The 22690-nt window shown below is 49.2% G+C and carries 16 protein-coding genes; 12 read left to right on the forward strand and 4 right to left on the reverse strand.

Going from position 1 to position 22690, the window contains the following annotated elements:
* The first annotated feature begins 82 nt into the window (after positions 1 to 82).
* On the forward strand, positions 83 to 3229 hold the full coding sequence (locus tag UM402_RS02760; protein ID WP_058576152.1) for a TonB-dependent receptor: 3147 nt from the start codon (positions 83 to 85) through the stop codon (positions 3227 to 3229).
* A 96-nt stretch (positions 3230 to 3325) separates the two neighbouring features.
* A complete protein-coding gene (locus UM402_RS02765; protein ID WP_058576023.1) occupies positions 3326 to 4714 on the forward strand; it encodes a Na+/H+ antiporter NhaC family protein in 1389 nt (462 codons plus the stop codon).
* Positions 4715 to 4740: 26 nt separating this feature from the next.
* Here the strand turns inward: UM402_RS02765 and tadA are convergent, their stop codons facing one another.
* Entirely contained in the window at positions 4741 to 5196 is a 456-nt protein-coding gene (tadA, locus tag UM402_RS02770; RefSeq protein ID WP_058576153.1) for a tRNA adenosine(34) deaminase TadA, read from the reverse strand.
* Between the two features lie 113 nt (positions 5197 to 5309).
* On the opposite strand from tadA, the gene UM402_RS02775 reads away from it, so the two are divergent.
* Genes UM402_RS02775 through UM402_RS02785 form a run of 3 tightly spaced genes read left to right on the forward strand, consistent with a single transcriptional unit; the run spans position 5310 to position 10550 of the window.
* Entirely contained in the window at positions 5310 to 6620 is a 1311-nt protein-coding gene (locus tag UM402_RS02775) for an amidohydrolase (protein ID WP_058576024.1), read from the forward strand.
* A 1-nt stretch (position 6621) separates the two neighbouring features.
* Positions 6622 to 7989 (forward strand): membrane-bound lytic murein transglycosylase MltF, encoded by a 1368-nt coding sequence (gene mltF / locus UM402_RS02780; protein ID WP_058576025.1) that lies wholly within the window; start codon positions 6622 to 6624, stop codon positions 7987 to 7989.
* Complete coding sequence (locus UM402_RS02785) at positions 7989 to 10550, forward strand: zinc-dependent metalloprotease family protein (protein ID WP_058576026.1); 2562 nt, start codon at positions 7989 to 7991, stop codon at positions 10548 to 10550. The genes mltF and UM402_RS02785 overlap by 1 nt, the downstream gene beginning before the upstream one ends.
* On the opposite strand, the gene rfaH is transcribed toward UM402_RS02785, so the two are convergent.
* Positions 10543 to 11040, reverse strand: coding sequence for a transcription/translation regulatory transformer protein RfaH (gene rfaH, locus UM402_RS02790; RefSeq protein WP_053954460.1), 498 nt, complete (start codon positions 11038 to 11040; stop codon positions 10543 to 10545). The genes UM402_RS02785 and rfaH overlap by 8 nt on opposite strands.
* Before the next feature lie 120 nt (positions 11041 to 11160).
* On the opposite strand from rfaH, the gene UM402_RS02795 reads away from it, so the two are divergent.
* The 3 genes from UM402_RS02795 to purL all read left to right on the forward strand — a co-directional run bounded on the left by UM402_RS02795 (position 11161) and on the right by purL (position 15795).
* Positions 11161 to 11613, forward strand: coding sequence for an RDD family protein (locus UM402_RS02795; protein ID WP_058576027.1), 453 nt, complete (start codon positions 11161 to 11163; stop codon positions 11611 to 11613).
* A gap of 70 nt (positions 11614 to 11683) precedes the next feature.
* The gene (locus UM402_RS02800) at positions 11684 to 11821 is read left to right on the forward strand and encodes a hypothetical protein (RefSeq protein ID WP_289116971.1); all 138 of its coding nucleotides are present in this window, start codon (positions 11684 to 11686) and stop codon (positions 11819 to 11821) included.
* A gap of 71 nt (positions 11822 to 11892) precedes the next feature.
* Complete coding sequence (gene purL, locus UM402_RS02805) at positions 11893 to 15795, forward strand: phosphoribosylformylglycinamidine synthase (RefSeq protein WP_058576028.1); 3903 nt, start codon at positions 11893 to 11895, stop codon at positions 15793 to 15795.
* 15 nt (positions 15796 to 15810) lie between these two features.
* Here purL and UM402_RS02810 read toward each other — a convergent pair whose 3' ends face one another.
* Positions 15811 to 16677 carry a LysR family transcriptional regulator gene (locus tag UM402_RS02810; RefSeq protein ID WP_058576029.1) on the reverse strand — a complete coding sequence of 289 codons (867 nt, stop codon included), beginning with the start codon at positions 16675 to 16677 and terminating at the stop codon, positions 15811 to 15813.
* A 121-nt stretch (positions 16678 to 16798) separates the two neighbouring features.
* On the opposite strand from UM402_RS02810, the gene UM402_RS02815 reads away from it, so the two are divergent.
* The 3 genes from UM402_RS02815 to UM402_RS02825 are packed head-to-tail and all read left to right on the forward strand — an operon-like array spanning position 16799 to position 20588.
* Positions 16799 to 18127 (forward strand): NADH-quinone oxidoreductase subunit L, encoded by a 1329-nt coding sequence (locus UM402_RS02815; RefSeq protein WP_290610025.1) that lies wholly within the window; start codon positions 16799 to 16801, stop codon positions 18125 to 18127.
* Complete coding sequence (locus UM402_RS02820; protein WP_058576030.1) at positions 18124 to 20379, forward strand: putative inorganic carbon transporter subunit DabA; 2256 nt, start codon at positions 18124 to 18126, stop codon at positions 20377 to 20379. The genes UM402_RS02815 and UM402_RS02820 overlap by 4 nt, the downstream gene beginning before the upstream one ends.
* A complete protein-coding gene (locus tag UM402_RS02825; RefSeq protein ID WP_058576031.1) occupies positions 20361 to 20588 on the forward strand; it encodes a hypothetical protein in 228 nt (75 codons plus the stop codon). The genes UM402_RS02820 and UM402_RS02825 overlap by 19 nt, the downstream gene beginning before the upstream one ends.
* Here UM402_RS02825 and UM402_RS02830 read toward each other — a convergent pair.
* A complete protein-coding gene (locus UM402_RS02830) occupies positions 20585 to 21427 on the reverse strand; it encodes a LysR family transcriptional regulator (RefSeq protein WP_058576032.1) in 843 nt (280 codons plus the stop codon). The two genes, UM402_RS02825 and UM402_RS02830, sit on opposite strands and share 4 nt — an antisense overlap.
* 141 nt (positions 21428 to 21568) lie before the next feature.
* Between UM402_RS02830 and gcvT the strand changes: the two genes are divergently transcribed.
* A complete protein-coding gene (gcvT, locus tag UM402_RS02835) occupies positions 21569 to 22648 on the forward strand; it encodes a glycine cleavage system aminomethyltransferase GcvT (protein WP_058576033.1) in 1080 nt (359 codons plus the stop codon).
* The last annotated feature ends 42 nt before the right edge of the window (positions 22649 to 22690 follow it).

Consider the following 22690-nt stretch of genomic DNA (forward strand, 5'->3'; position numbering starts at 1 on the left):
GATAAATTTCACACAAATGTCACAAATGAGCTATACCCTTATTTGTGCTAAAAACCAAAACAAAACTGGGAAGAACGAAACTATGTTTAACTCTACTTTCAAGCGTACAGCTCTTGCGGCTGCTATTGCTATGGGCCTTAGCGGTGCTGCTATTGCTCAGGAAACATCATCCAGCATCCGTGGTGTGGTCACAACGGAATCTGGGCAAATGGTGTCTGGTGCTACCGTCCAAATTCGTGACGAACGTACCGGCAGTGTGAAAACGCTGCGCTCGAATGAACAAGGAACGTTTTCATCACGTGGTATGCCAGTAGGCGGTCCATACACTATTGTTGTAGAAGGTCCTGAAGGTAGAAACCAAGTTGTTGAAGATGTTTACCTTACCCTGGGTGACTCACAGAATGTGAATGTGCGTTTAGAACAAGAAGTCATGGAAACCCTGAGTGTGACAGGCTCTATGACCAGTAACGCGCTATACGGTAGCAACAGTCCGGCAGCGAACTTTAACTTGCAAGACTTAGAAAATGCACCTTCAGCAAATCGTGATTTAAAAGATGTCGTTCGCATTGACCCACGTATCTATATTAATGAAACCAACGCTGGAGATATTCAGTGTGGTGGTGCTAATCCGCGCTTCAACAGTTTGACTGTTGATGGCGTTCGCATGAATGATAACTTCGGTCTGAACAGCAGTGGTTATCCGACCGAACGTATGCCGTTTTCTTATGACGCGATTGAACAAGTCGCTGTTGAATTTGCGCCATTCGATGTTCAGTACGGCGGTTTCACTGCTTGTAACATTAACGCTGTAACTAAGTCTGGTGACAACGAAATGTTTGGCGGTGTGTTCTATGACTATACGAATGACTCTTTGCAGGGCGACGAGTTAGAAGGCGACAAAATTAACGTTGGTGACTTCAGTGAAAAGCGTTATGGCTTCAACCTTGGTGGCGCAATTTTAGAAGACAAACTGTTTTTCTTTACCTCTTATGAAAAGCTCGAAGGTTCAGACACTTTTGATCGCGGAGCAGAGGGCTCTGGCGCTGCTACCGAGGTGGCGGGAGTTACTACTGCAGATGTTGAGAGAATTGCGACTATTGCTCAAGATATCTATGGCTATAATCCAGGTGGCTTCCCGTCTAGCCTGCCTGTTGAAGACGAAAAGTTCCTGGCCAAGTTAGATTGGTACATAAGTGACGCACACCGTGCTTCACTAACTTACAACTATAACGATGGTTACTCTATCGCTGAATCTGATGGTGATTCAGATGAGCTTGAGTTTTCTAATCACTTCTACGAGCGTGGTTCTAAGTTTACCTCCTATGTCGGTGAGTTATATTCAGACTGGAGTGATAACTTCTCAAGTGAAGTACGTGTTGGTTACTCAGAGCTTGATGCACGAGTTAATCCTCTTGGCGGAACCGACTTTGGTGAAGTACAAATTAGTGTGAACGATGCAACAGTTTACTTAGGTGCTGACGACTCTCGTCACGCGAACAAACTGAAGTACGATACCACTTTCTTTAAAATGAAAGGTACGTACTTGCTAGGTGACCATGTTATTTCTGCCGGTATCGAGCGTGAAGAGTACGACGTTTTCAACTTGTTCGTGCAGGAAGCCGAAGGTGAGTATCGCTTTGGTTCTATCGATGACTTTGAGGCAGGAACACCTTACGCAGCAATTTATGAAAGTGCAGCAGGTACAAACAACCCACAAGATGCTGCTGCTGAGTTTGCTTATGCAGTGAATACCGCTTATATCCAGGACGAGTATTATTATGCGCCAATGGATATCACGTTCACTTACGGTTTACGTTATGACTGGTACACAAGTGATGACTACCCAACTTACAACCCGTTAAATGAAGAGCTTTATGGTTTCTCAAACCAGCAAAACATGGGCGATCAGGACTTACTGCAGCCGCGTTTTGGCTTTAACTGGTTCGTGAATCCTGATATTGAAGTACGTGGTGGTATTGGGTTGTACTCAGGTGGTAACCCGAACGTTTGGATTTCTAATAACTACTCGAACAACGGTGTGACTCAATACGAAGCATTCCGCGACTTCTCAGGACAGTCATTGTTCGATGTGCCGCATACTGGTGAAGGAAACCCAATTTACGATATTCCTCAGGAAATGTTTGATGAAGTTGCTAATGCAGGTGGCCAAGGTCCGATTAATACAATGGATCCTGACTTCGAACTACCTAAAGAATGGAAATATGCTTTAGGTGCAACTTTCACATTGCCTGATGACTATATTTTGATGGCAGATTTCCTATATACGGATAAGAAAGATGCAGCCGTTATTTATAACTTAGGTCTTGAGCAAGTTGATACAGCGCCGGATGGCCGTCCAATTTTCAATGAAATGTCAACTGACGGTCGTGATCAAGGCGACGACTTTATGCTGACAAATGTGGATGGTGACTCAGGCTCTCAAACTACGTTATCTTTAGCGTTAAACAAGTCGCATGATTTCGGGTTAGATTGGACATTAGGTTACGCTTACAATAAAGCAGAAGACGTTAACCCAATGACTAGCTCAGTGTCGTTCTCAAACTACACTAACCTGGCAACCGCAAATGCTCAAAACCCAGGTGTGGCAACGTCAAACTATGAAATTCCACATCGCTTTACGTTCAAAGCTAACTACACTAAAGAGTTCTTTGATGGCTATGATACAACCGTTACGCTATTTGCAACTCGCAACAAAGGTCGTCCGTTCTCTTACACGATGACTGACGGTGCGTTTGGTGATATTGCATATCAAGGACGTAGCTTGCTGTATGTTCCTACCGGTATCGATGATCCGAACTTCGCTGTTGGTTCAGACGACGGTACGCCGTTTGCGACTGCTGACTTCTTTGAGTTCTTAGAAGAGTCTGGCTTGAACAAGTACGCTGGTGGTATTGCACCACGCAACGAGTTCAACAGTAAATGGTGGACGAAAGTTGACTTGCGCTTAGAGCAAGAACTGCCTGGCTTCATGGAAGGACATAAAGCTTCAGCATTCTTCGTGATTGAAAACTTAGGCAACATGATTAACGACGACTGGGGTGTGCTTTATGAAGCAAGCTTCCCTCGAGCAGTCACTATTGCTGACGTTGAGATCAATGATGCTGGTCAATACCAGTACAACTCATTCCGTGATGTGAGTAACGTACAAGCTCGTGCGGGCGCACCGTCACTATGGTCTGTCCGTTTAGGTGTTGAATACAAGTTCTAAACAGGTTTAACACCTCCGAATAAACCGCCGCTGGTATTGCCCGCGGCGGTTTATTATTTTAACCTCCCTATATCAAACACAAACTAACGTACCCACATGGAACTGAGCTGGACGAGCCTTTTACCTTCCCTGCTGGCAATTGTCTTTGCCATTGTTACCCGAAAAGTGTTGCTAGCCCTTATTGGCGGCATTATTCTGGCGAATGTTCTACTGTTCTGGCCTGCTCCGGCAAATATTGCCTATGGCACACTCGACAGTACCTGGGAAACACTTATTGACCCGGGCAACATGCTGGTTTGGTTTTTTACGCTGGGTATTGGTGCATTATTTGGTGTATTAGAAAAGGGCGGTACGTTTAAACAGTTTGTTCTCAAACTTGAGAGTAAGCAGTGGATAGAAAGCAAGCGCCGAGCGCGTTTTATGACTTGGTTTCTCGGTGTCATTGTCTTCATTGAGTCCAACGTGACTATCATGATTTCAGGCACTACCTCACGGCCTATTTATGATCGACTGGGCATTTCTCGTGAAAAACTCGCTTACATCGTCGACTCGACCTGCGCAGCAATTTGTATTCTTATTCCGCTGAACGCCTGGGGAGCATTTAACTTAACGCTTATTTCAAAGCAGGGCGTTGATCAGCCACTCATGGTGTTTATTCAATCTATTGCTTTTAATTTCTACGCCATATTTGCCGTTTTGCTAGCGTTGTTCGTGGCCTTATTCGACTGGAATATTGGTCCTATGAAAGCGTTTGAGAAAAATGCCGTGCCCGATCAAGTCTCTAAAAACCCGTGGGGGGATGGCCCTGACGAAACAGCGACTTTCGGCAAAGGTACCGCAGTGGTGCTGACCAGCCTTATTTCCCTGGTCGTTATGGTACCGGTTATGTTGCTTATCACCGGGAACGGAGTCTTGGTTGAAGGTGACGGCACGCTGAGTGTCTTTATCGCCATATACATAGCATTGGGCATTGCGAGTATCGGTACCTTGCTGACGCAGTCGGTCAACATTAAAGATATCGTCGAGTACATACTAAAAGGTGCCTGGAATATTTTGCCGTTGGCTGTCATTTTATGGTTGTCGATAGCGCTTGGCGGACTGACACGAGACTTGGGCACAGGTGAGTTCCTGGCGTCTGTTCTGGACGGCTCGGTGTCGCTATGGATGCTGTTACCGCTTATTTTTGTACTGTCGGCAATTACCGGTTTTTCCATAGGCTCCAGCTGGGGCACCTTTGCCATAATGTTGCCGCTAGCCATTCCTTTGGCAATGACACTCGGTTTGCCGCCCGCGCCGTTTATTGCCGCTGCCATTTCGGGAGGTATTTTCGGCGACCATGCATCGCCGATATCGGATACCACCATTATTGCCTCTATGGCCTCAGGCGTTGAGCATATCGATCACGTCAGAACACAATTGCCGTACGCTTTAATTGCAGGTGTTGGCGCGACTCTGGCTTATGCGGCAACCGGGCTACTGATGTAGTCCGGGTTTTATTTAGTGTGAGTTGGCTAAGAACTGGCCGGCTTGGTCGACGACTTACGACGCGCCCGGAAAAAACGCCGCAAAATGTCGCCACATTCGTCCGCTAATACGCCGCTTTCAATCTCAACTTTGTGGTTCATCGACGCATGGTTCAGCACTTCAATGGCGGTGCCAGTCGCACCCGTTCGTGGGTCGCTGGCGCCAAACACTAAGCGCTTAACCCGAGCATGAGTAATGAGCCCGGCACACATGGCACAGGGTTCTAAGGTGACGTACAGAGTGGAGTCGACTAGCCGATAGTTTTCAATAGACTGCCCAGCGGCACGAATGGCTTGTGCTTCTGCATGGGCGGACGGATCAGATAGGCTAATAACCTGATTATAGCCCTCGCCAATAATCTCGTCGTTTAGCACCAGCACCGCACCAACCGGTACTTCGTCCGCTTGTTGCGCTTTTTCGGCAAGCTCTAATGCTCGCTGCATATAAATTTCATCGGTTGTCATGGCGGCGATTTTAGCGCAGGATATTAGCCAGTACCAGAACAACAATTCCTCCCGGTTTGACGAGTTCAATTTGGGAGCACAGGAGAGCATTTATGAAAAAGCTTGCTATCAGTGTACTGTTGGCCAGTAGCGCCACTTTGGGAGCCTTTGGCCTCCCCAGTCAGGCTATGGCGCAGCAGTCGCCAGTGACTGTCAGCAATGACTTAGAGCAGCAAGTCATTGAATGGCGCCGTCATATCCATGCGAACCCTGAATTGAGTAACCGGGAGTTTGAAACTGCCAAAATGGTGGAAAAACACTTACGGTCATTGGGGATGGAAGTGGCGACAGGCGTTGCTCATACCGGTGTCGTGGGACTGTTAAAAGGTGGTAAATCAGGACCCACTGTCGCACTTCGTGCCGACATGGACGCTTTGCCGGTAACAGAAAAAACCGATGTGCCGTTCAAGTCGACAGTTACCTCTGAATACCGGGGCAAAGAGGTTGGCGTTATGCATGCCTGTGGCCATGATACTCACGTTGCCATGCTCATGGGCGCAGCGACCAAACTGGCAGAAATGAAAGATCAGTTGGAAGGTAACGTTATGTTTATCTTCCAGCCAGCAGAAGAGGGCGCGCCAGAAGGTGAGGAAGGCGGAGCAGAGCTGATGCTAAAAGAAGGTTTGTTTGGCGACCTTATTGCTGAAAATAAGCCAGAGAAAGTATTCGGCATTCACGTTTGGGCCGGCTTTCCAACGGGTCATATTGGTTATCGGAAAGGGCCCTTAATGGCCTCGTCTGACAAATTTGAAATTACGGTGAAAGGTAAACAAACTCATGGCTCAACCCCATGGGGCGGTGTTGATCCAATCGTAACTTCAGCGCAAATCATCAATAACGCACAGACCATTATTAGTCGTCAAACGAACATTACCAAAGCACCAGCCGTTCTCTCATTTGGTATCGTTGAAGGCGGTGTTCGTAACAACATTATTCCTGACGATGTGACGCTTATTGGTACTATCCGTAACTTTGACATGGACATTCGCAGCGACATTCACGCTAAGTTAAAGCGCACAGCTGAGAAAACGGCGGAAGCTAATGGTGCTGAAGCCCATGTACATGTTGACCTAGGCTACCCGGTAACAAAAAACGATCCGGAACTGGTTGAGCAAATGCTGCCAATAACAAAAGCCATTGCCGGTGCAGACAAAGTCAAAGAAGTGCCTTTAGTGACAGGAGCAGAAGACTTCTCTTACTACGCACTGGAAGTACCCGGTATGTTTGTCTTCTTGGGTGTAACACCACCTGAGCGAGACATGAGCAAAGAGCCCAGCAACCATTCGCCTTACTTCTATGCGGACGAAGATGCGCTGAAAACAGGTACGGAGCTTTACGTGAATTGGGCGCTGGAATCACTCTAATATGCCGAAGTCTGCTGTATATTTTTTAGTAACCGTGTTTCTGGCCGTCACTACATTGACGGCCTGTACCCCTCAAACCCGACCAAATGCCATGACGGTTGTGCAGGAGCGTCAGGTACTTCGTGTTGGGACATTAATGAACCCAACCAGTTATTACTTCGACCATGACCGAGAGCAGGGCTTTGAATATGATTTAGCGAAACGCTTTGCCGACCGTTTAGGCGTTGAACTGGAAATGGTGCCCCGGTTCGACGTGAATGACTTATTCACTATGCTGCGCCGTGGCGAAGTCGATATTGTGGCTGCAGGTATTGACCGCACCTCAACGCGGTCACAGTTGTTCCGTTTTAGCCCTCCTTACGACGTTATTAGCCAAAAAGTTGTGTTCAAACAGGGCTCTCGGCAACGGCCGCGAGACTTACAACAAATTACTGACGGTGAAATTGTTGTGGTAGAAGGCAGCTCGCACCATGAGTTCTTGAAGAGCTTAGGAGACAGTATTCCCACGCTAAAGTGGCGCGCAACCTCAGACCACGATGCTGTTGAACTATTGCGTATGGTTATCAATGAAGAAATTGACTACACCATTACAGACAGCACAGCGCTAGATATTCAGCGCCGCTTTCATCCAGATTTAAGCGTGGCATTTACGGTCAAGCACGACCAGGATATTGGCTGGGCGCTACCACAAAGCGATGATGATTCTTTGTATGCAGCCGTCATTGAATACTTTGGTGAAATTCGCAGTAGTGGGCGGTTGGCGCACATAAAAGAGCAACACTTCGGACACGTAAAACAGTTTAACTATGTAACGACCAGCCTGTTTATTGAGGCGGTGGACACCATACTACCTAAATACAAGAACCTGTTTAGAGAGCACTCAGGCACTCTGGACTGGCGCTTACTGGCGGCTATTTCGTATCAAGAGTCGTTGTGGAACCCACGGGCAGTGTCACCAACCGGAGTGCGAGGCATGATGATGCTAACACTACCGACAGCAAAAGCCATGGGCGTGAAAAGTCGCTTGAATGCAGAGCAGAGTATTCGCGGCGGAGCACGTTACTTAGAGCGCATGTTAGAGCGGGTGCCTGATCGAATTCCTCAGCCAGACCGCACCTGGTTTGCATTAGCGGCGTATAATATTGGCTTCGGGCATTTGGAAGATGCACGCATTCTGACTGAAAAGCAGGGCGGCAACCCAGACCGCTGGGTCGATGTTAAGAAGCGTCTGCCTTTATTGCGACAGAAGCAATTCTACCGACAAACGCGGTTTGGTTTCGCACGAGGCGACGAGCCTGTCACTTACGTTGGTAACATTCGCCGCTTTTACGACACCCTTAAGTATTTAGACGAACAAGGCCGACTTTAATGAAAAAAATAGCTGCTGCGGTAATCGTCGCTCTAACACCAATATTTACCTGGGCTCAAAGCTTGGGGGATACTATCCAGTTGGATGTCAACGGCGAGTCTATTGAAGCGACGCTTGCGGAACAACTGTCGTCTCCGAACAGCTATCGTCTGACCTTTGAAACCAGCAGCGGCGACACGCAACACCTTGGCTTTATGCACAAACGAGGTGAGAACCAGCTTATTTCAATCACTCACCCAAAGGCGGGCTCCGTGATTATTCGCACGGTAAAGGGTAAAACGGTAGTAGAAACCACCAATTTACCGCCGGCAGAGCCTAAACAACCTAAAATTGAGAGAAAGACTCCAACGAGCGTGAAGGCACAAGCCCTGCCTCAGAAGTCTTACTCCACCAAAAAATCGGCCGCTCCAGCGGATGAAGTTCAGTTATTTGATAGCTCACTCGATGTTTTGTTTATCTATGATGACCGGCTGCTAGGGTACGCCGAGGAGAACAATTACGATTTAGAGCTGGCTGTCCAAAGTGCGGTAGATACAAGTAACGAGATATTTGAGCGATCAAACCTTCCTATCTCTATGACTGTGGCTGGCTTGGAGCCTTTCAGACCGGAAAGCACAACTGACTTTCCTAATGAAACCCCAGATACCATACTGGATGAGCTTATCGATGATCAGCGGGTAATAAGACTGATAGATCGCTACAAAGCTGACGTGGTGCATTTTGTCGGTGCTGAAAACCCTGATCTTTGTGGCATTGCGTTTCGAGCGTCAGACTTTAATACGACTGACAACAGAGTGAATTTTGTTAGTGGTGGCTCAAACGCCGGTTATACCGCTATAGACTGTATGGGGAGCGGTACTGTTGCACATGAAGTTGGGCACAATTTTGGTTTGCGTCATGACCGCTATACGCTTGCTGATAATTCAAGCGGTGGTGAGGGAGATCAGGAAGACTTCCATATTCCTTACGGCTTTATTGACGATGAAGGCCGTTTTTTCACAACTATGTCATACGGCTCGGTTTGCCGTAGTGAGTTTAGCTCTGGTGAGTGCTTCAGCGAAGCGGCGTTCTCAAGCCCTGATATCGTAGACAATAACTATGGCTTACCGTTAGGCAAAGCGGAATCTGAACTAGATGCCGCCAATGCCAGCTTAGCCGCTCAGCGTAGCAGCGTTATTTGGACGAATAACAGCTCGAGAATGAATTTAGCTGGGATGCAAACAGCTCGTACCGGCAATGACGTTCTAACTTTCAGCTGGCGTCGTGTTGAAAACGCTGACAAATACGTTGTGGCGGGTGGTGCGTGTGAGCAGTATACGGGATTGTCACAAGCAGCTTTACTGGCGGAAGAAGGCGTAACTAATAACGCAGTAGCTTATCAGGCAGCCTCGTTACCTGACGCGATTTGTATTATCGCCGTCGAGCAAATCAATCCTGACACAGCCCGCTGGCGCTTTGTTAGCAATGCCAGCTTTAGTGGTGACTACACCGACGCAGCGGCTAATTATCTCTTACTGAATAATAATGTTCTCAGTCTGGTTGAAGCCGGTGATCAGGCGCAGGTTACTATCGAGTTGTCTGATGAAGCCACTACCAACGCCTCTCTTCAGTTGGCTCTGCTGGTAACAGCCAGCGGCACCGACGTCAGTCAGCAAATAGGCATCGACAATGCGGCTGAATGGTTCAGCTGGGAAGTAACCGGCTCAGGCACTACTCGAACAATGACAGTAACCCTTAAACAGTCAGTGGCTGATATTAGTGCCGGTCTGGACAAAGACAATGTTCACAATCCATATCATCTGCCGTTAAAAGTAGTGAATACTGAGGTGCCGGACTTCTCCGTGTCCAGCGGTTTATGGATTGATCCTGACAGCATGACAGGTGGTGCCGCACAAGCATTTATTAGTCAGGGTGAGCGTGTTGGAGAGGTCATGACGCTGGACTCTGCGATTAGCGTTTATAATGTACCTGAGAACGTTGCTATTACGGTGGACGACACCGACGGCGTTATTCAAAACTTTACCGCAGCAGAAATTGATCCGGCCGTTGAAGGCGAGCGTCGTATTCAATTAACTGGTGAAACACCGGCCGTCGACCAGGCGTTGTCCGTACCGCTACAAGTGAACTTTAGCGACGGGAGTGGCAGCATTAATGTGTCTTTTACAGTGGAACCAAGAGCCATAGCGCCCACTATACGAAGCTTCCGCGCAAGCAATACTATCGCTGGACAGACTGTGTCGCTAACTGCAACTGTGACTGATGCTGACGGAAACTTAGATGCATCCAGCATTGAGGTCGTTAGGCTAAACAGTGACGGTAGTGAAACCAGTGTTTCTAACGTCAATTATGAAGGTGATACTGTCTCCGCGTCATTAGGTAGTCTGTCAACCGGCGATTATGAATACCGACTGACCGCAAGCGACACCGAAGGGAACAGCGAAACCGCAACAACCAGCTTCACCGTTACAGAAGCTTCGTCAGGAAGTAGCGGCGGTAATGCCGCCTGGTTACTGTTATTGGCTCCAATAGCTTGGTTGGTGCGACGCAAAAGCGTTACTTAAACTGAAGCTCTTTGTAACTGAAGTTGGCTTTAACTTCTTTTTGCATCCACTCGAGCATGACGAAGCATCGTGACTCGCCGTCAAGCTGAACAATTTTGGCAAGGAAGCCACGGAACGGCCCTTGCTGAATTTCGACGCTGTCACCCACTTTCGGGGCTTGTTCATCGGTCAGTTCGTCAACGCCTTTCATTTCATCGACCCACTGCTGTGGAATTTTGGGAATATTGTTACCAAACCTCAAGACGCCAGCCACACCATAGGTACTGCGTATTTTGTAAAACTGCTCGATAATATCGTCTAGCTTCACAAATAAATAATTCGGGAACATAGGCTCAACAACCGACGTGCGAACGCCACGGCGAATTTTTTTCACCGTTAACTTAGGCGCAAATACTTCAAACCCCTGGTTTTCAAGGTTTAATGCTGCACGTTCTTCCTGTTTAGGCTTTGTCCGAATAACGTACCAAACATCACTGTCGAGCTCGTTCATAACACATCCTTTCCTTTGTTGGCGGCGGATCTTTCCATATTAGCCTATACGACGCAAGCGTATTGACTTGAGTGTTAATTCAAGGCATCTTAACGCAAAATTAACAATATGGAGCAACAAATGGAATTCAATCACGGCGGTTTCTGGCTGCGCTTAGCGGCAGCTATTATAGACACTATTATCACACAGCTAGGCTTAACCATTATTGGCGTTATTATTGGCATTTTCGTGGGTATTTTTATGGGCGCAGCTGGCTCACCCATGGGCGATATTGAAATGGTCGCTGGCGGCATCGGCTACGCTATCGGCATTATTGGCCAATGGCTGTACTTCACTATTTTCGAAATATCCGGTTGGATGGCAACACCAGGCAAGAAAATTCTGGGCTTACAAGTCACCGACCTGAATGGCCAGCAGATTGGCTTCGGACGCGCCAATGGTCGTTATTGGGGGAAAATTGTGTCAGCGCTTATTCTGATGATTGGTTTCATCATGATAGCTTTCACTGATAAAAAGCAAGGTTTACATGACATTATGGCGGGTACCTTAGTTATTAAGAAACCGTCTGCATAAAATTATTGCAAAAAACTGGGGCGGCAAGGTAAGCTGAAAAGGTCTTTCAACGCAATAAAGGCCTAAGTCTATGCGAGCCAACCGCCTCAGACGTGAAAACAACTCCCGCCGCCGTGCCGTCATTCGCAAGCGTCGCCAGCGCATCATTGAACGTCGCGAAAAATGGTTCCGCATAGTACAAAAAGAAGGCAGCCCAAAGGTCGAGTAACGAGGTGCAACCCCCGGTATTTTACTGTATAATCCGCCAGCAAAAATCGCCCAGCTTTGGAGACCTTGCTTGTGGAAATCTACCGCGGTGCACCAGCCTTATCAGCCTTTAAAACAACGAAGCAACTCGAGCAACTGAAACAGGCCGGTTTACCGGTTGAAGAGCTCTACGCCGAGTATCAACACTTCGTTGATTTGCACAACGACCTAACCGAAGAACATCGCTCGGTCCTGGTGCAACTGCTTAAATACGGTCCGGAACTACCAGCGCATGAGCCAGAAGGCGCACTTATTCTGGTTACTCCGCGTATAGGCACTATCTCCCCCTGGGCTTCGAAAGCCACCGACATTGCCCACAATTGCGGTTTAAAAAGCATCCACAGAGTCGAACGCGGCACGGCGTACTATCTAAAAGGCGATTTATCGGCGGCGGAATTAAAACAAGCCGCGGCATTGTTACACGACCGCATGACTGAAAGCGTGCTGTACGACATGGATGACGCGTCCCAGCTATTCCGCACCCAGGAGCCGCAGCCACTGTCTTCAGTAGACATTTTAGCGGGCGGTCGCGAAGCCTTAGCACAAGCCAACATCAGCTTGGGCCTGGCATTAGCCGACGATGAAATTGATTACCTTGTCGAGAATTTTGAAAAGCTTGAGCGTAACCCAAACGATATCGAGCTTTATATGTTTGCTCAGGCAAACTCAGAGCATTGCCGCCACAAAATTTTCAATGCCGACTGGACTATCGACGGTAAAGAACAGCCGAAATCGCTGTTCAAAATGATTAAAAACACTTTCGAAACGACACCGGACTACGTACTCTCAGCATACAAAGACAATGCTGCGGTTATGGAAGGTCACGAAGCTGGTCGCTTTTATCCGCAACCGGACAGCATGAGTTATGGCTACAGCCACGAGCCGGTGCACATTCTCATGAAAGTGGAAACGCACAACCACCCAACGGCTATTTCTCCTTACCCCGGGGCCGCGACAGGCTCTGGTGGTGAAATTCGTGACGAGGGCGCTACCGGCGTGGGCTCGAAACCTAAAGCAGGGCTTGTTGGTTTTAGTGTTTCTAACCTGAATATTCCGGGTTTCAAGCAGCCGTGGGAAGAAAACTACGGTAAGCCCGCGCGTATTGTCTCTGCGTTAGATATCATGCTGGAAGGCCCATTAGGCGGCGCAGCCTTTAATAATGAATTTGGTCGTCCGGCTCTGACAGGTTATTTCCGTACCTACGAACAAACCGTCGACAGCCATAATGGCCGGGAAATGCGCGGTTACCACAAGCCCATCATGATAGCCGGTGGTATGGGTAACATCCGTGAAGCGCACGTCCAAAAAGGCGATATTCCGGTAGGTGCTAAGTTAGTCGTGCTAGGCGGCCCGGCAATGAATATTGGCTTGGGCGGTGGCGCAGCCTCTTCAATGGCATCAGGTGAGTCGACCGAAGACTTAGACTTTGCTTCCGTTCAGCGTGAAAACCCGGAAATGGAACGCCGTTGCCAGGAAGTTATCGATCGCTGCTGGCAGCTAGGCGCTGAAAACCCTATCGCGTTTATTCATGATGTGGGCGCTGGTGGTTTGTCGAACGCTATGCCGGAACTCGTCAGCGACGGTGGTCGTGGCGGTAAGTTTGAGCTGCGTGACATTCCGAATGACGAGCCGGGTATGACGCCACTGGAAATTTGGTGTAACGAGTCGCAGGAGCGCTACGTTATTGCCATTGCGCCGGAAAACCTTGCGCGTTTTGAAGCCATTTGTGAACGTGAACGCGCTGAATATGCGGTTATAGGCGAAGCCACCGAAGAGCTTACAGTGCTGCTCAATGACGCTAAGTTTTCAAATCAACCTATCGACCTGTCGCTGGATATTCTACTCGGCAAGCCGCCGAAAATGCATCGCGACGTCGAGACTAAACAAGCTAACGGTGTCGATTTGCACTTAGAAGGTGTCGATATTAATGACGCTGCAGACCGCTTATTGCGATTACCGGCTATTGCTGAGAAAACCTTCTTAATTACCATTGGTGACCGTAGTGTTACTGGCTTGGTCGCTCGTGACCAAATGGTAGGCCCCTGGCAAATTCCGGTAGCGGATGTTGCGGTAACCGCCGCGAGTTATGACAGCTATCACGGTGAAGCCATGGCCATGGGCGAACGCACACCGCTGGCTTTATTGAACTTTGGCGCTTCAGCACGTATGGCGGTGGCTGAATCACTAACAAATATTGCTGCGGCTGACATCGGCGACTTGAAACGCATTAAGTTGTCGGCGAACTGGATGTCAGCAGCGGGTCACCCGGGTGAGGACGCCGGGCTATACGAAGCGGTAAAAGCGGTGGGTGAAGAGTTGTGTCCTGAACTGGGCATTACCATTCCGGTGGGTAAAGACTCCATGTCGATGAAAACCCAGTGGCAGGAAGACGGCGAAGACAAGGCCGTTACAGCACCGTTAAGCTTAATTATTACAGCCTTTGGCCGCGTTAATGATATTCGCGCAACATTAACGCCGCAGTTGCGCACCGACAAAGGTCAGTCGCATCTGGTGCTTATTGATTTAGGTCGTGGAAAGAACCGTCTGGGTGGCTCGGCATTGGCGCAAGTTTATCAGCAACTGGGTAAAGAGACGCCAGATCTCGACGACACTGATTTATTCAAAGCGTTTTTCAACACCACGCAGCAGTTGGTGACCGAAGGGCGTTTACTGGCTTACCACGACCGCTCCGACGGCGGTTTGTTTGGCACTGTGGCTGAAATGGCATTTGCCGGTAATTGTGGTGTGAATGTCACTCTCGACGAGCTGAGCTCTGATGACTCAAGTACGGATAACCTGGCGGCGCTCTTTAACGAAGAGCTGGGCGCAGTTATTCAAGTGAGCGACGAGCAGTATCAGAACGTCATGGATGCCTATGCAGCAGCCGGTTTAGGCGACTGTGTAAAACGCATTGGTGAGCCAACCAATGAAGACGCTATTGTCTTTACCCGCGACGGTCAAAAAGTACTGGCGCAAAGTCGCACGCACTGGCGCACGGTGTGGGCTGAGACCACGCATCAAATGCAGCGTCTGCGTGACAACCCTGTGTGTGCCGACGAAGAGTTCCGTCTGAAACAGCGTGCTGATAACCCCGGGTTACAGGCTGATTTAACCTTTGATCCAGCAGAAGACATTGCGGCGCCTTATATTGCCAAAGGTGTGGCGCCTAAAGTGGCGATTCTGCGCGAGCAGGGTGTGAACTCGCATTATGAAATGGCGGCTGCTTTTGACCGTGCCGGTTTCGAAGCGGTAGATGTTCATATGAGTGACATTTTAGCCGGTCGCGTGTCGTTAGAAGACATGCAAGCGCTGGCAGCTTGCGGCGGCTTCTCATACGGTGACGTGTTAGGCGCCGGTGAGGGGTGGGCAAAGTCTATTCTGTTTAATGACCGTGCTCGCGAACAGTTTGAAGCCTTCTTTGGGCGTAACGACACGCTAGCGCTGGGCGTATGTAACGGTTGCCAAATGTTGTCGACGTTAAAGTCACTCATTCCGGGCACCGACCACTGGCCACGCTTTGTCACCAACCGCAGCGAACGTTTTGAAGCACGCTTCAGCTTGGTAGAAGTACAAAAATCTGCGTCGGTGTTCCTTGGTGACATGGCCGGATCTCGTATGCCAATTGCCGTATCACACGGTGAGGGCCGCACCGAGTTTGCTAATGCACAGCAACAAAGCCAGTTAGAGCAAAACGCTCAGGTTGCACTGCGTTACATCGACAACTGGGGCGAAGTTGCCGAGCAATATCCGGCAAACCCGAATGGGTCACCACAAGGTATCACCGCAGTCACCAGCGAAGACGGTCGCGTTACCGCCATGATGCCGCACCCTGAACGAGTCTTCCGCACCGTCGCCAACAGCTGGCACCCCGACGAGTGGGGCGAAGACAGCCCATGGATGCGCATGTTCCGCAACGCCCGCAAACACTTTGGGTAAGGAGTGCCCTTCGAATCACCCAAATCGCTGCAGCAGTTGAGCGACCATGGGGTGTTCGAAGGGGCGTTTGAGGGTAATAGCGTAGAAGTGCTCGAAGACGTTAGGTAACGTCAGGTAGCGCTTCAGCTGACCGCCAGTCAGCTCGTCGCGTACAACAACGTCTGGAATGACCGCCAAGGCGCCGGTGTCACGGGCAAGCAGACGCAGCATCGCCATATCATCAGCTTCCGCAAGCACTCGAGGCTGCCAATTGTACTCCGCACTGAGCATGTCAAATGCTGAGCGAAGTGGCATATTTTCAGGAGGAAGCACCCAATTTTGCCCCACCAAAGCCTCTGACGTTAGCCGTTCAATATCCCGGCCGACAGGACCAATAACCGACACCGGCTGCCGGGCTAATAACCGACTTTGCCAAAGTTGTTTGTCACTGCCCCGCACGTTCGTATTTGCTAACGCAATATCGATTTGATGATTCGCCAATTCATTAAACAACTGGTCGGGTGTCATCGAGTGCAATCGGTAATTTACCTTCTGCTGATGCACTAAATCATTAATAAAGGCTTCAACGAAGTTGCGCGACATCGTCGATGCATGACCAATACGAATGACCACATCATCACCGGTCTGACCATGCTTCAACTGCTTTATCAGACTTTCGCCTTCGTGAAAAATCCGACTGGCGTATTGGCGTGCAATATAACCGGCCTCAGTCAGCACTAGCTGGCGGCCCTGACGCTCAAACAAGGGGGTACCAAACCACTCTTCTAACTGCTTAATTTGCGCCGATAACGCCGACTGCGACACATGCAGCTTTTGCGCCGTTTGCGTCAAGTGACCGCTTTCCGCCACGTGCCAAAAATAAAACAAATGTTTGTAGTTCATATCGCAAACCATCATTCATAAAAACAGAACGAAATAATAATATATATCTATTTTACTTAACATCAATAAACCGTCGATAATTCGTTACAACATAAAACCCTCCAAACGAGGTACCAACGACGTGTTATTGACAGAATGGCTCACAGTTTCAGGCATACGCCCGGTGCTACTTGTACTGGTTGGTGTGTTAGCCCTAGTGGTCACCAACTATGCCAGAACCAACTTCAGACTCGATCCGCGCCGGCGTGCTTTTATCACCAAACTTATTGGCTGCTTGTCTGCTGTTCTTATCCTTATTGTTAGCAATAACATCATCGTCTTCTTCGCCGCCTGGATGGCAATCAGTCTCCAATTGCACAGCCTGCTGATGTTCTATCCAGAACGTGACCGCGCTGTGCTTGCCGCGCATAAAAAATTCATTTTGGCTCGCTGTTCGGAGTCCTTTCTCGGCACCGGGTTGTTACTTATGTACCTGCACACCGGCAGTTTGCAACTCGACACCATTTTACAAAGCGTCACCGCAACCAACGCAGCGCCCGAGCTGATTCAACACATTGCGGGGCTTTGTCTGGTCATGGCAGCACTTATAAAATGCGCCCAGCTGCCATTGCATGGTTGGCTCATTCAAGTGGTAGAAGCGCCGACACCGGTATCCGCGTTACTGCACGCCGGTATCATTAACCTTGGTGGTTTTTTGCTACTCACAACAACCCCCATTTGGAGCAATAGCGCCCCCGCAGTTTGGTTACTCTGCATAGTTTCTGCCGCATCCTGCTGTTTCGCCGCTCTTATTATGGCCACACGCATTAGCATCAAAGTCCGTTTAGCCTGGTCTACCTGCGCACAAATGGGACTCATGCTGCTGGAAATTGGTCTGGGTTATTACGACTTAGCATTACTGCATTTAATCGCGCACTCGGTCTACAAAGCGCACGCATTTCTGTCAGTCAGCGAAGTTGCCATAATAAAACAGCCGCAAGCTCGCTCATTATGGCGTGTTGGTTTAATTTTTATCGCGTTTCAGGCCATTGTTGCGGCGGCGTGTTGGTGGTGGCTCAACGACCCGAAATGGCTGCCGTCGGCATTACTCGCCATGGCGCTTACCACAATATGGATGAATCTTTATCAACCGCTACTGCGACTCGGTGTGTCAGCGCTTACTATCGCGACATATATTGTTCTTGGCGCGCTGGCGCAACAAATAATAGAGCCTCAACAGCTTACTAGCGTCTGGCTGGAGCCTTTCATTGCACTACTTTTCAATGCCTTCGCTTTTACTTATTGGCTGGTTCACCACACGCCGTCGCACAGCCTAAGTCAACGTTGGTTTATTACCCTGAACGCAGGTTTGTACCTGGATGAGTGGCTTACTCGCTTTGTGTTGTGGCTATGGCCAAGTCACCCCATTGAGTATTATCAGCGCCGCAGTAAAAAAGAGGGGCTATCATGATTTCAGTCAGCCGTTTTGTGTCCATAGCAGAGCAAGTGAGCCAGTCTGTTGCTCCTCAGTGGCCGCTATCTCAATGGATAGCAGTGAACCCATTCTGGCAGTACCGCAATAAACCGGTAGAGGACGTTGCTGCGCACTGGCGTTACAGCGCCGGTAGCCGCTTACTGATGAGCCCTGAATTTTATTGGCAAAAGTGGCAACAGAATGAAATAGACAAACAGCACGTGACCGACAAAATGGTCGAGCAGCTGCAACAGCGCGTTAGTATTATCACGCCCATTCCACAGTGGCAGAACCTCAGTCGTCTAGTCGACAAATACCAACAGCGCAGTCGCAAAATGCGATGGAACGAAGAGGTTGTTCTGCAAATTAGCCAAACCTGTGGCTTGTTTATGCAGTTCCCCAAGCGCTTTCAGGAAGAGGGCAGCGACAGCTCTTTATACAGTCATTGGCTGACCATTTCGCGGGCTGACCGTGGTATCGAAACGTTGATGGACGAGGCTGACCTGAACGAGCTGTTTGCGGAACTCCCCGATGATCCTCACGAGTTAATTAAAGTATGTCAGGCGAGTTTTCTGACTGACGCATCCGATTATGCGTTGCAGTGTTATTGCCAGGCGCTTATCAGTGACTTGTGGGGTTGGGCGGCTGCACTTTCCTATCAGGACGCTCGTCAGGACAGCCAGTGGGTGTTTGATCTGCTATGCATCCGTTTAGCTTGGGAATATCTTTTGTGGCACTTGGCTGAGCGCACGAATACATCCGTACATGAGCAGTTAAAAAGCAGCTTTAACGAACAACTTGAGCATTGCTTAGGCTGGGTGGGATACGCTCAACAATACAACGAACTACTTTGGAAGTGGCAGGGCGCATACGAACGCTCGCAGGTGACTCGTCTTACGTTTACTAGCGCAGAGGGTGATAAGCCGTTAAAAACACCTGAAATTCAGGCTGTATTTTGTATTGATGTGCGCTCAGAGCGTTACCGCCGGGCGCTGGAAAAAGCGGGGCAGGCGCTTAGCATAAACACGCAGACGAAAGGTTTTGCCGGATTTTTCGGTGTGCCGCTGGCGTTAAAAACCAGAAGTGGCAGCACGCCGCATGTACCGGGACTGCTGCAGCCGTCGTATTACATAAAGGCGCCGGAACAAAAGCAAAGCGTGACGTCGCTGCTGGCAAATTTATTTAATACACCGGTGTCTATGTTTAGTGGGGTTGAAGCCCTGGGTTTAAGTAAACTCAAGTCTTTATTGACGGGTGTGCCCGGCAAGATAGCAACCGCCGATGCACATGCCAAAGCAACGGTGTGTAATGACGATGGAGAGGTGTCGACCGACGCATTAGTTGCTATTTGTGAACAAGCCTTAGCTGGTATGCAATTTCAGGCATTTGGTCAGCATGTAGTATTAGTTGGGCACGGTTCGCACCACAGCAATAACGCGCAGCGTGCCGGTCTTAACTGTGGTGCGTGCGGTGGCCAGACAGGGGCTTTGAGTGCTCGCGTGTTAACACGTTTGCTCAATGACACCGCTATTCGCGAGCATTTACGTGAGCGAGGCTTCGATATTCCAGCCAAAACGAGATTCTATTCAGCCCTGCATGAAACGGTGACAGATCGCATTGTCTGGCTGTCCGACGCCGTTCCGGGAGAGGTAAAACGAACCTTCAATGCCGCCAGTGAGTCACTCGCAAATAACAGCAGCGAGCCGTTTAAAGCCCGTAAAAAGCGCTCCAGTCACTGGGCTGAATTACGTCCGGAGTGGGGGCTTGCCGACAATAATACGTTATTTTTCGGGCGCTCTGAACGTTTGGCATCTGCCGACACCTCAGGCAGCAACTTTTTGCATGACTATTACAGCGACAATGATCTGAACGGTGCTTTGTTGAGTCAATTATTTAGCGCGCCGGGCCTGGTCGCTAATTGGATAAACTGGCAGTACTACTGTTCTGTCACCGACCCGAAGCAGTTAGGCAGCGGCAACAAGCTGCTGCATAACCGTGTGGCTAACGACATTGGCGTGTTTGAGGGTAACGGCGGCGACTTGCGGCAAGGCTTAGCCTGGCAATCGGTGCACGACGGAAAAGACTTTGTTCACCGACCTATGCGCTTGCAAGTTATTGTTGAAGCTACCGAAGACATCATTCAAAAAGCACTGGCAGGCGCTAGTGACTTTAATCAACTGTTCCAGCACGACTGGATAAACCTGTACCGACTCGATGAACGAGGTGAGTTATGTCCAGTAACCAAGTGAATACCGCCCAAGCAGTCACCTGCTGCACACTGAAAGAGCTGTACGACGTTGTACGCGCAAGGCCATTCAACCAGCCTTTTTCCGTGCATTACCAGGACGGGCGCACTGACACCGGCCTTAATTCCGAGGAAGACTTGAAGGCTAGCCTACGTCGTAATGGCAACGCCTATTTGAAAGAGCCCGTAGACGTGGTTGTTGAGCGCGGCTAAATTCTCGCTTTTAAGTAATCTGCCAGTTGAGAAGCCGCGCTGGACGCACCACCTGCCAGCCGCATAATGACATTAACAGAGCCCGGCGTTGGTAAACTTTGCCCGTTAGCGAGTGTGTCAATAATAGATACATTGTCAGGCACCGTGCTTTTCGCCAGAACAGTTAAGCCAAGCCCGCTGTTTAACGCCGCAGTCAAGCCGGAAAAGTCCGTGTTGGTGTAGGTAATTCGATAAGGTTGGCGTATGCGCTGCAAGCTTTGCTCGGCACGACGTCGATAAATACAGCCTTCCGGTGCAACAACCAACGGTAGACTGGTTTGCTCTATTAACGCTGAAGACCCTACCCAAACTAACTCTTCGCGTTGAATTAACACGTCGCTTTTATTGGTTTGCTCGCGCAGTGCCAAAATAATATCGAACTGCTGCCCCAGCCCTGACAGTAAGTCTTTACTTAGCGCAGAGGTTACTTGCAATGTGACCTGTGGGTATACCTGGGCAAACTGGCCCAGAACTTTGGGTAACAGGCTTGAGGCGAACTCGCTGGTAATACCCAACCGAACTTTACCACTGACTTGTTGAGGTTCGAACTGCGCCCAGGCTTGATCATTCAACGCCAACATTCTCTGTGCGTAATCAAATAGCACATCGCCGTCGGGGGTTAGCGCAAAGCCATTGCCTTCTCGGGTTAAAAGCTCGACGCCGAGTTGCTGTTCGAGCTTTTTCAGTTGCAGACTGATAGCAGGCTGGGAACGACCCATGCGCTCGCCGGCAAGAGTCATGCTGCCTAGCTCTATAACAGCACTGAAACTACGCAGGGCCTCTAAGGATAAATGTTTCATTGGCTCACTTTATAAACTCAGTGTTCAATATTTAAAAAATTAATACCATTATAAGCATTATTGATTTTAAGTTTAAGTGAATCACGCCTATAATTTGCGCCCATAAACACGCACATAAAGTGAACAGATAAGGAACGCGTTATGGGTAGCAAAACGCCACTGTACGATGCACACGTAAAAGCCGGTGCGAAAATGGTCGACTTTCACGGCTGGGATATGCCGTTGAACTATGGCTCACAGATTGAAGAGCACCACGCGGTACGCCGTGATTGCGGTGTTTTCGACGTGTCTCACATGACCATTGTTGACGTCGACGGTCCACAAGCTCAGGCGTTTTTGCGTTACTTGCTTGCTAACGATGTGGCTAAGCTAAAAACCGAAGGTAAAGCACAATACACCAGCATGCTGAATGAAAACGGCGGCGTTATTGATGACCTTATCGTGTATCACTTCTCAGAAACGTCTTACCGCATGGTTGTGAACTCAGCCACTCGTGACCGTGACTTAGCATGGATTGAAAAAGTCGCTGCCGATTTTGATGTCACCACGAAAGAGCGTGACGATATGGGCATGCTTGCGCTGCAAGGTCCTAACGCGGCTGAGAAAATTCAGAAAGTACTCTCAAGCGAACAATACGCTGAAATTGACGGCATGAAGCCTTTCGTGGGTAAAGACGTTGGCGATTACTTTATTGCAACCACAGGTTACACCGGCGAAAAAGGCTACGAAATTGTCGTACCGGCAAGCCAACTAGAAACCTTGTGGAATCAATTGTTAGAAGCAGACGTTGCTCCTTGTGGACTGGGCGCACGTGATACTCTACGCTTAGAAGCTGGCATGAACCTGTATGGTCAGGACATGGACGAGAATATCACGCCGCTGGAAGCTAATATGGGCTGGAGCGTCGCATTTGAACCGGCAGACCGAGACTTTATTGGTCGCAAAGCATTAGAGCAGAAAAAAGCGGAAGGTCACGATAAGCTGGTAGGCTTAGTGATGGAAGAGAAGGGTGTACTTCGTCATGGTCAAAAAGTGACCGTTGAGGGTGGCGAAGGTATCATCACTTCTGGTACATTCTCGCCTACACTTGGTTTCTCGGTCGCAATGGCGCGTGTTCCTGCTTCAGTGGGTGATACCGCGGACGTTGAAATGCGTAAGAAACAAGTACCGGTGAAGGTCGTCAAGCCGGGCTTCGTGCGAAACGGTCAATCTGTTTTATAATTCTGTTTCATCACAATAAACGATTTTGAACTACAGGAAGTC

The organism is Idiomarina sp. OXR-189, assembly GCF_034373425.1.
Lineage (GTDB): Bacteria > Pseudomonadota > Gammaproteobacteria > Enterobacterales > Alteromonadaceae > Idiomarina > Idiomarina zobellii.

Coding starts and splice junctions, on each gene's coding strand:
- tadA (WP_058576153.1), bottom strand. CDS start 5,196: ATGCAGCGAGCATTAGAGCTTGCCGAAAAAGCGCAACAAGCGGACGAA.
- rfaH (WP_053954460.1), bottom strand. CDS start 11,040: ATGAACGAGCTCGACAGTGATGTTTGGTACGTTATTCGGACAAAGCCT.
- UM402_RS02760 (WP_058576152.1), top strand. CDS start 83: ATGTTTAACTCTACTTTCAAGCGTACAGCTCTTGCGGCTGCTATTGCT.
- gcvT (WP_058576033.1), top strand. CDS start 21,569: ATGGGTAGCAAAACGCCACTGTACGATGCACACGTAAAAGCCGGTGCG.
- UM402_RS02765 (WP_058576023.1), top strand. CDS start 3,326: ATGGAACTGAGCTGGACGAGCCTTTTACCTTCCCTGCTGGCAATTGTC.
- UM402_RS02775 (WP_058576024.1), top strand. CDS start 5,310: ATGAAAAAGCTTGCTATCAGTGTACTGTTGGCCAGTAGCGCCACTTTG.
- UM402_RS02800 (WP_289116971.1), top strand. CDS start 11,684: ATGCGAGCCAACCGCCTCAGACGTGAAAACAACTCCCGCCGCCGTGCC.
- UM402_RS02820 (WP_058576030.1), top strand. CDS start 18,124: ATGATTTCAGTCAGCCGTTTTGTGTCCATAGCAGAGCAAGTGAGCCAG.
- UM402_RS02785 (WP_058576026.1), top strand. CDS start 7,989: ATGAAAAAAATAGCTGCTGCGGTAATCGTCGCTCTAACACCAATATTT.
- mltF (WP_058576025.1), top strand. CDS start 6,622: ATGCCGAAGTCTGCTGTATATTTTTTAGTAACCGTGTTTCTGGCCGTC.
- UM402_RS02810 (WP_058576029.1), bottom strand. CDS start 16,677: ATGAACTACAAACATTTGTTTTATTTTTGGCACGTGGCGGAAAGCGGT.
- UM402_RS02830 (WP_058576032.1), bottom strand. CDS start 21,427: ATGAAACATTTATCCTTAGAGGCCCTGCGTAGTTTCAGTGCTGTTATA.
- UM402_RS02795 (WP_058576027.1), top strand. CDS start 11,161: ATGGAATTCAATCACGGCGGTTTCTGGCTGCGCTTAGCGGCAGCTATT.
- UM402_RS02825 (WP_058576031.1), top strand. CDS start 20,361: ATGTCCAGTAACCAAGTGAATACCGCCCAAGCAGTCACCTGCTGCACA.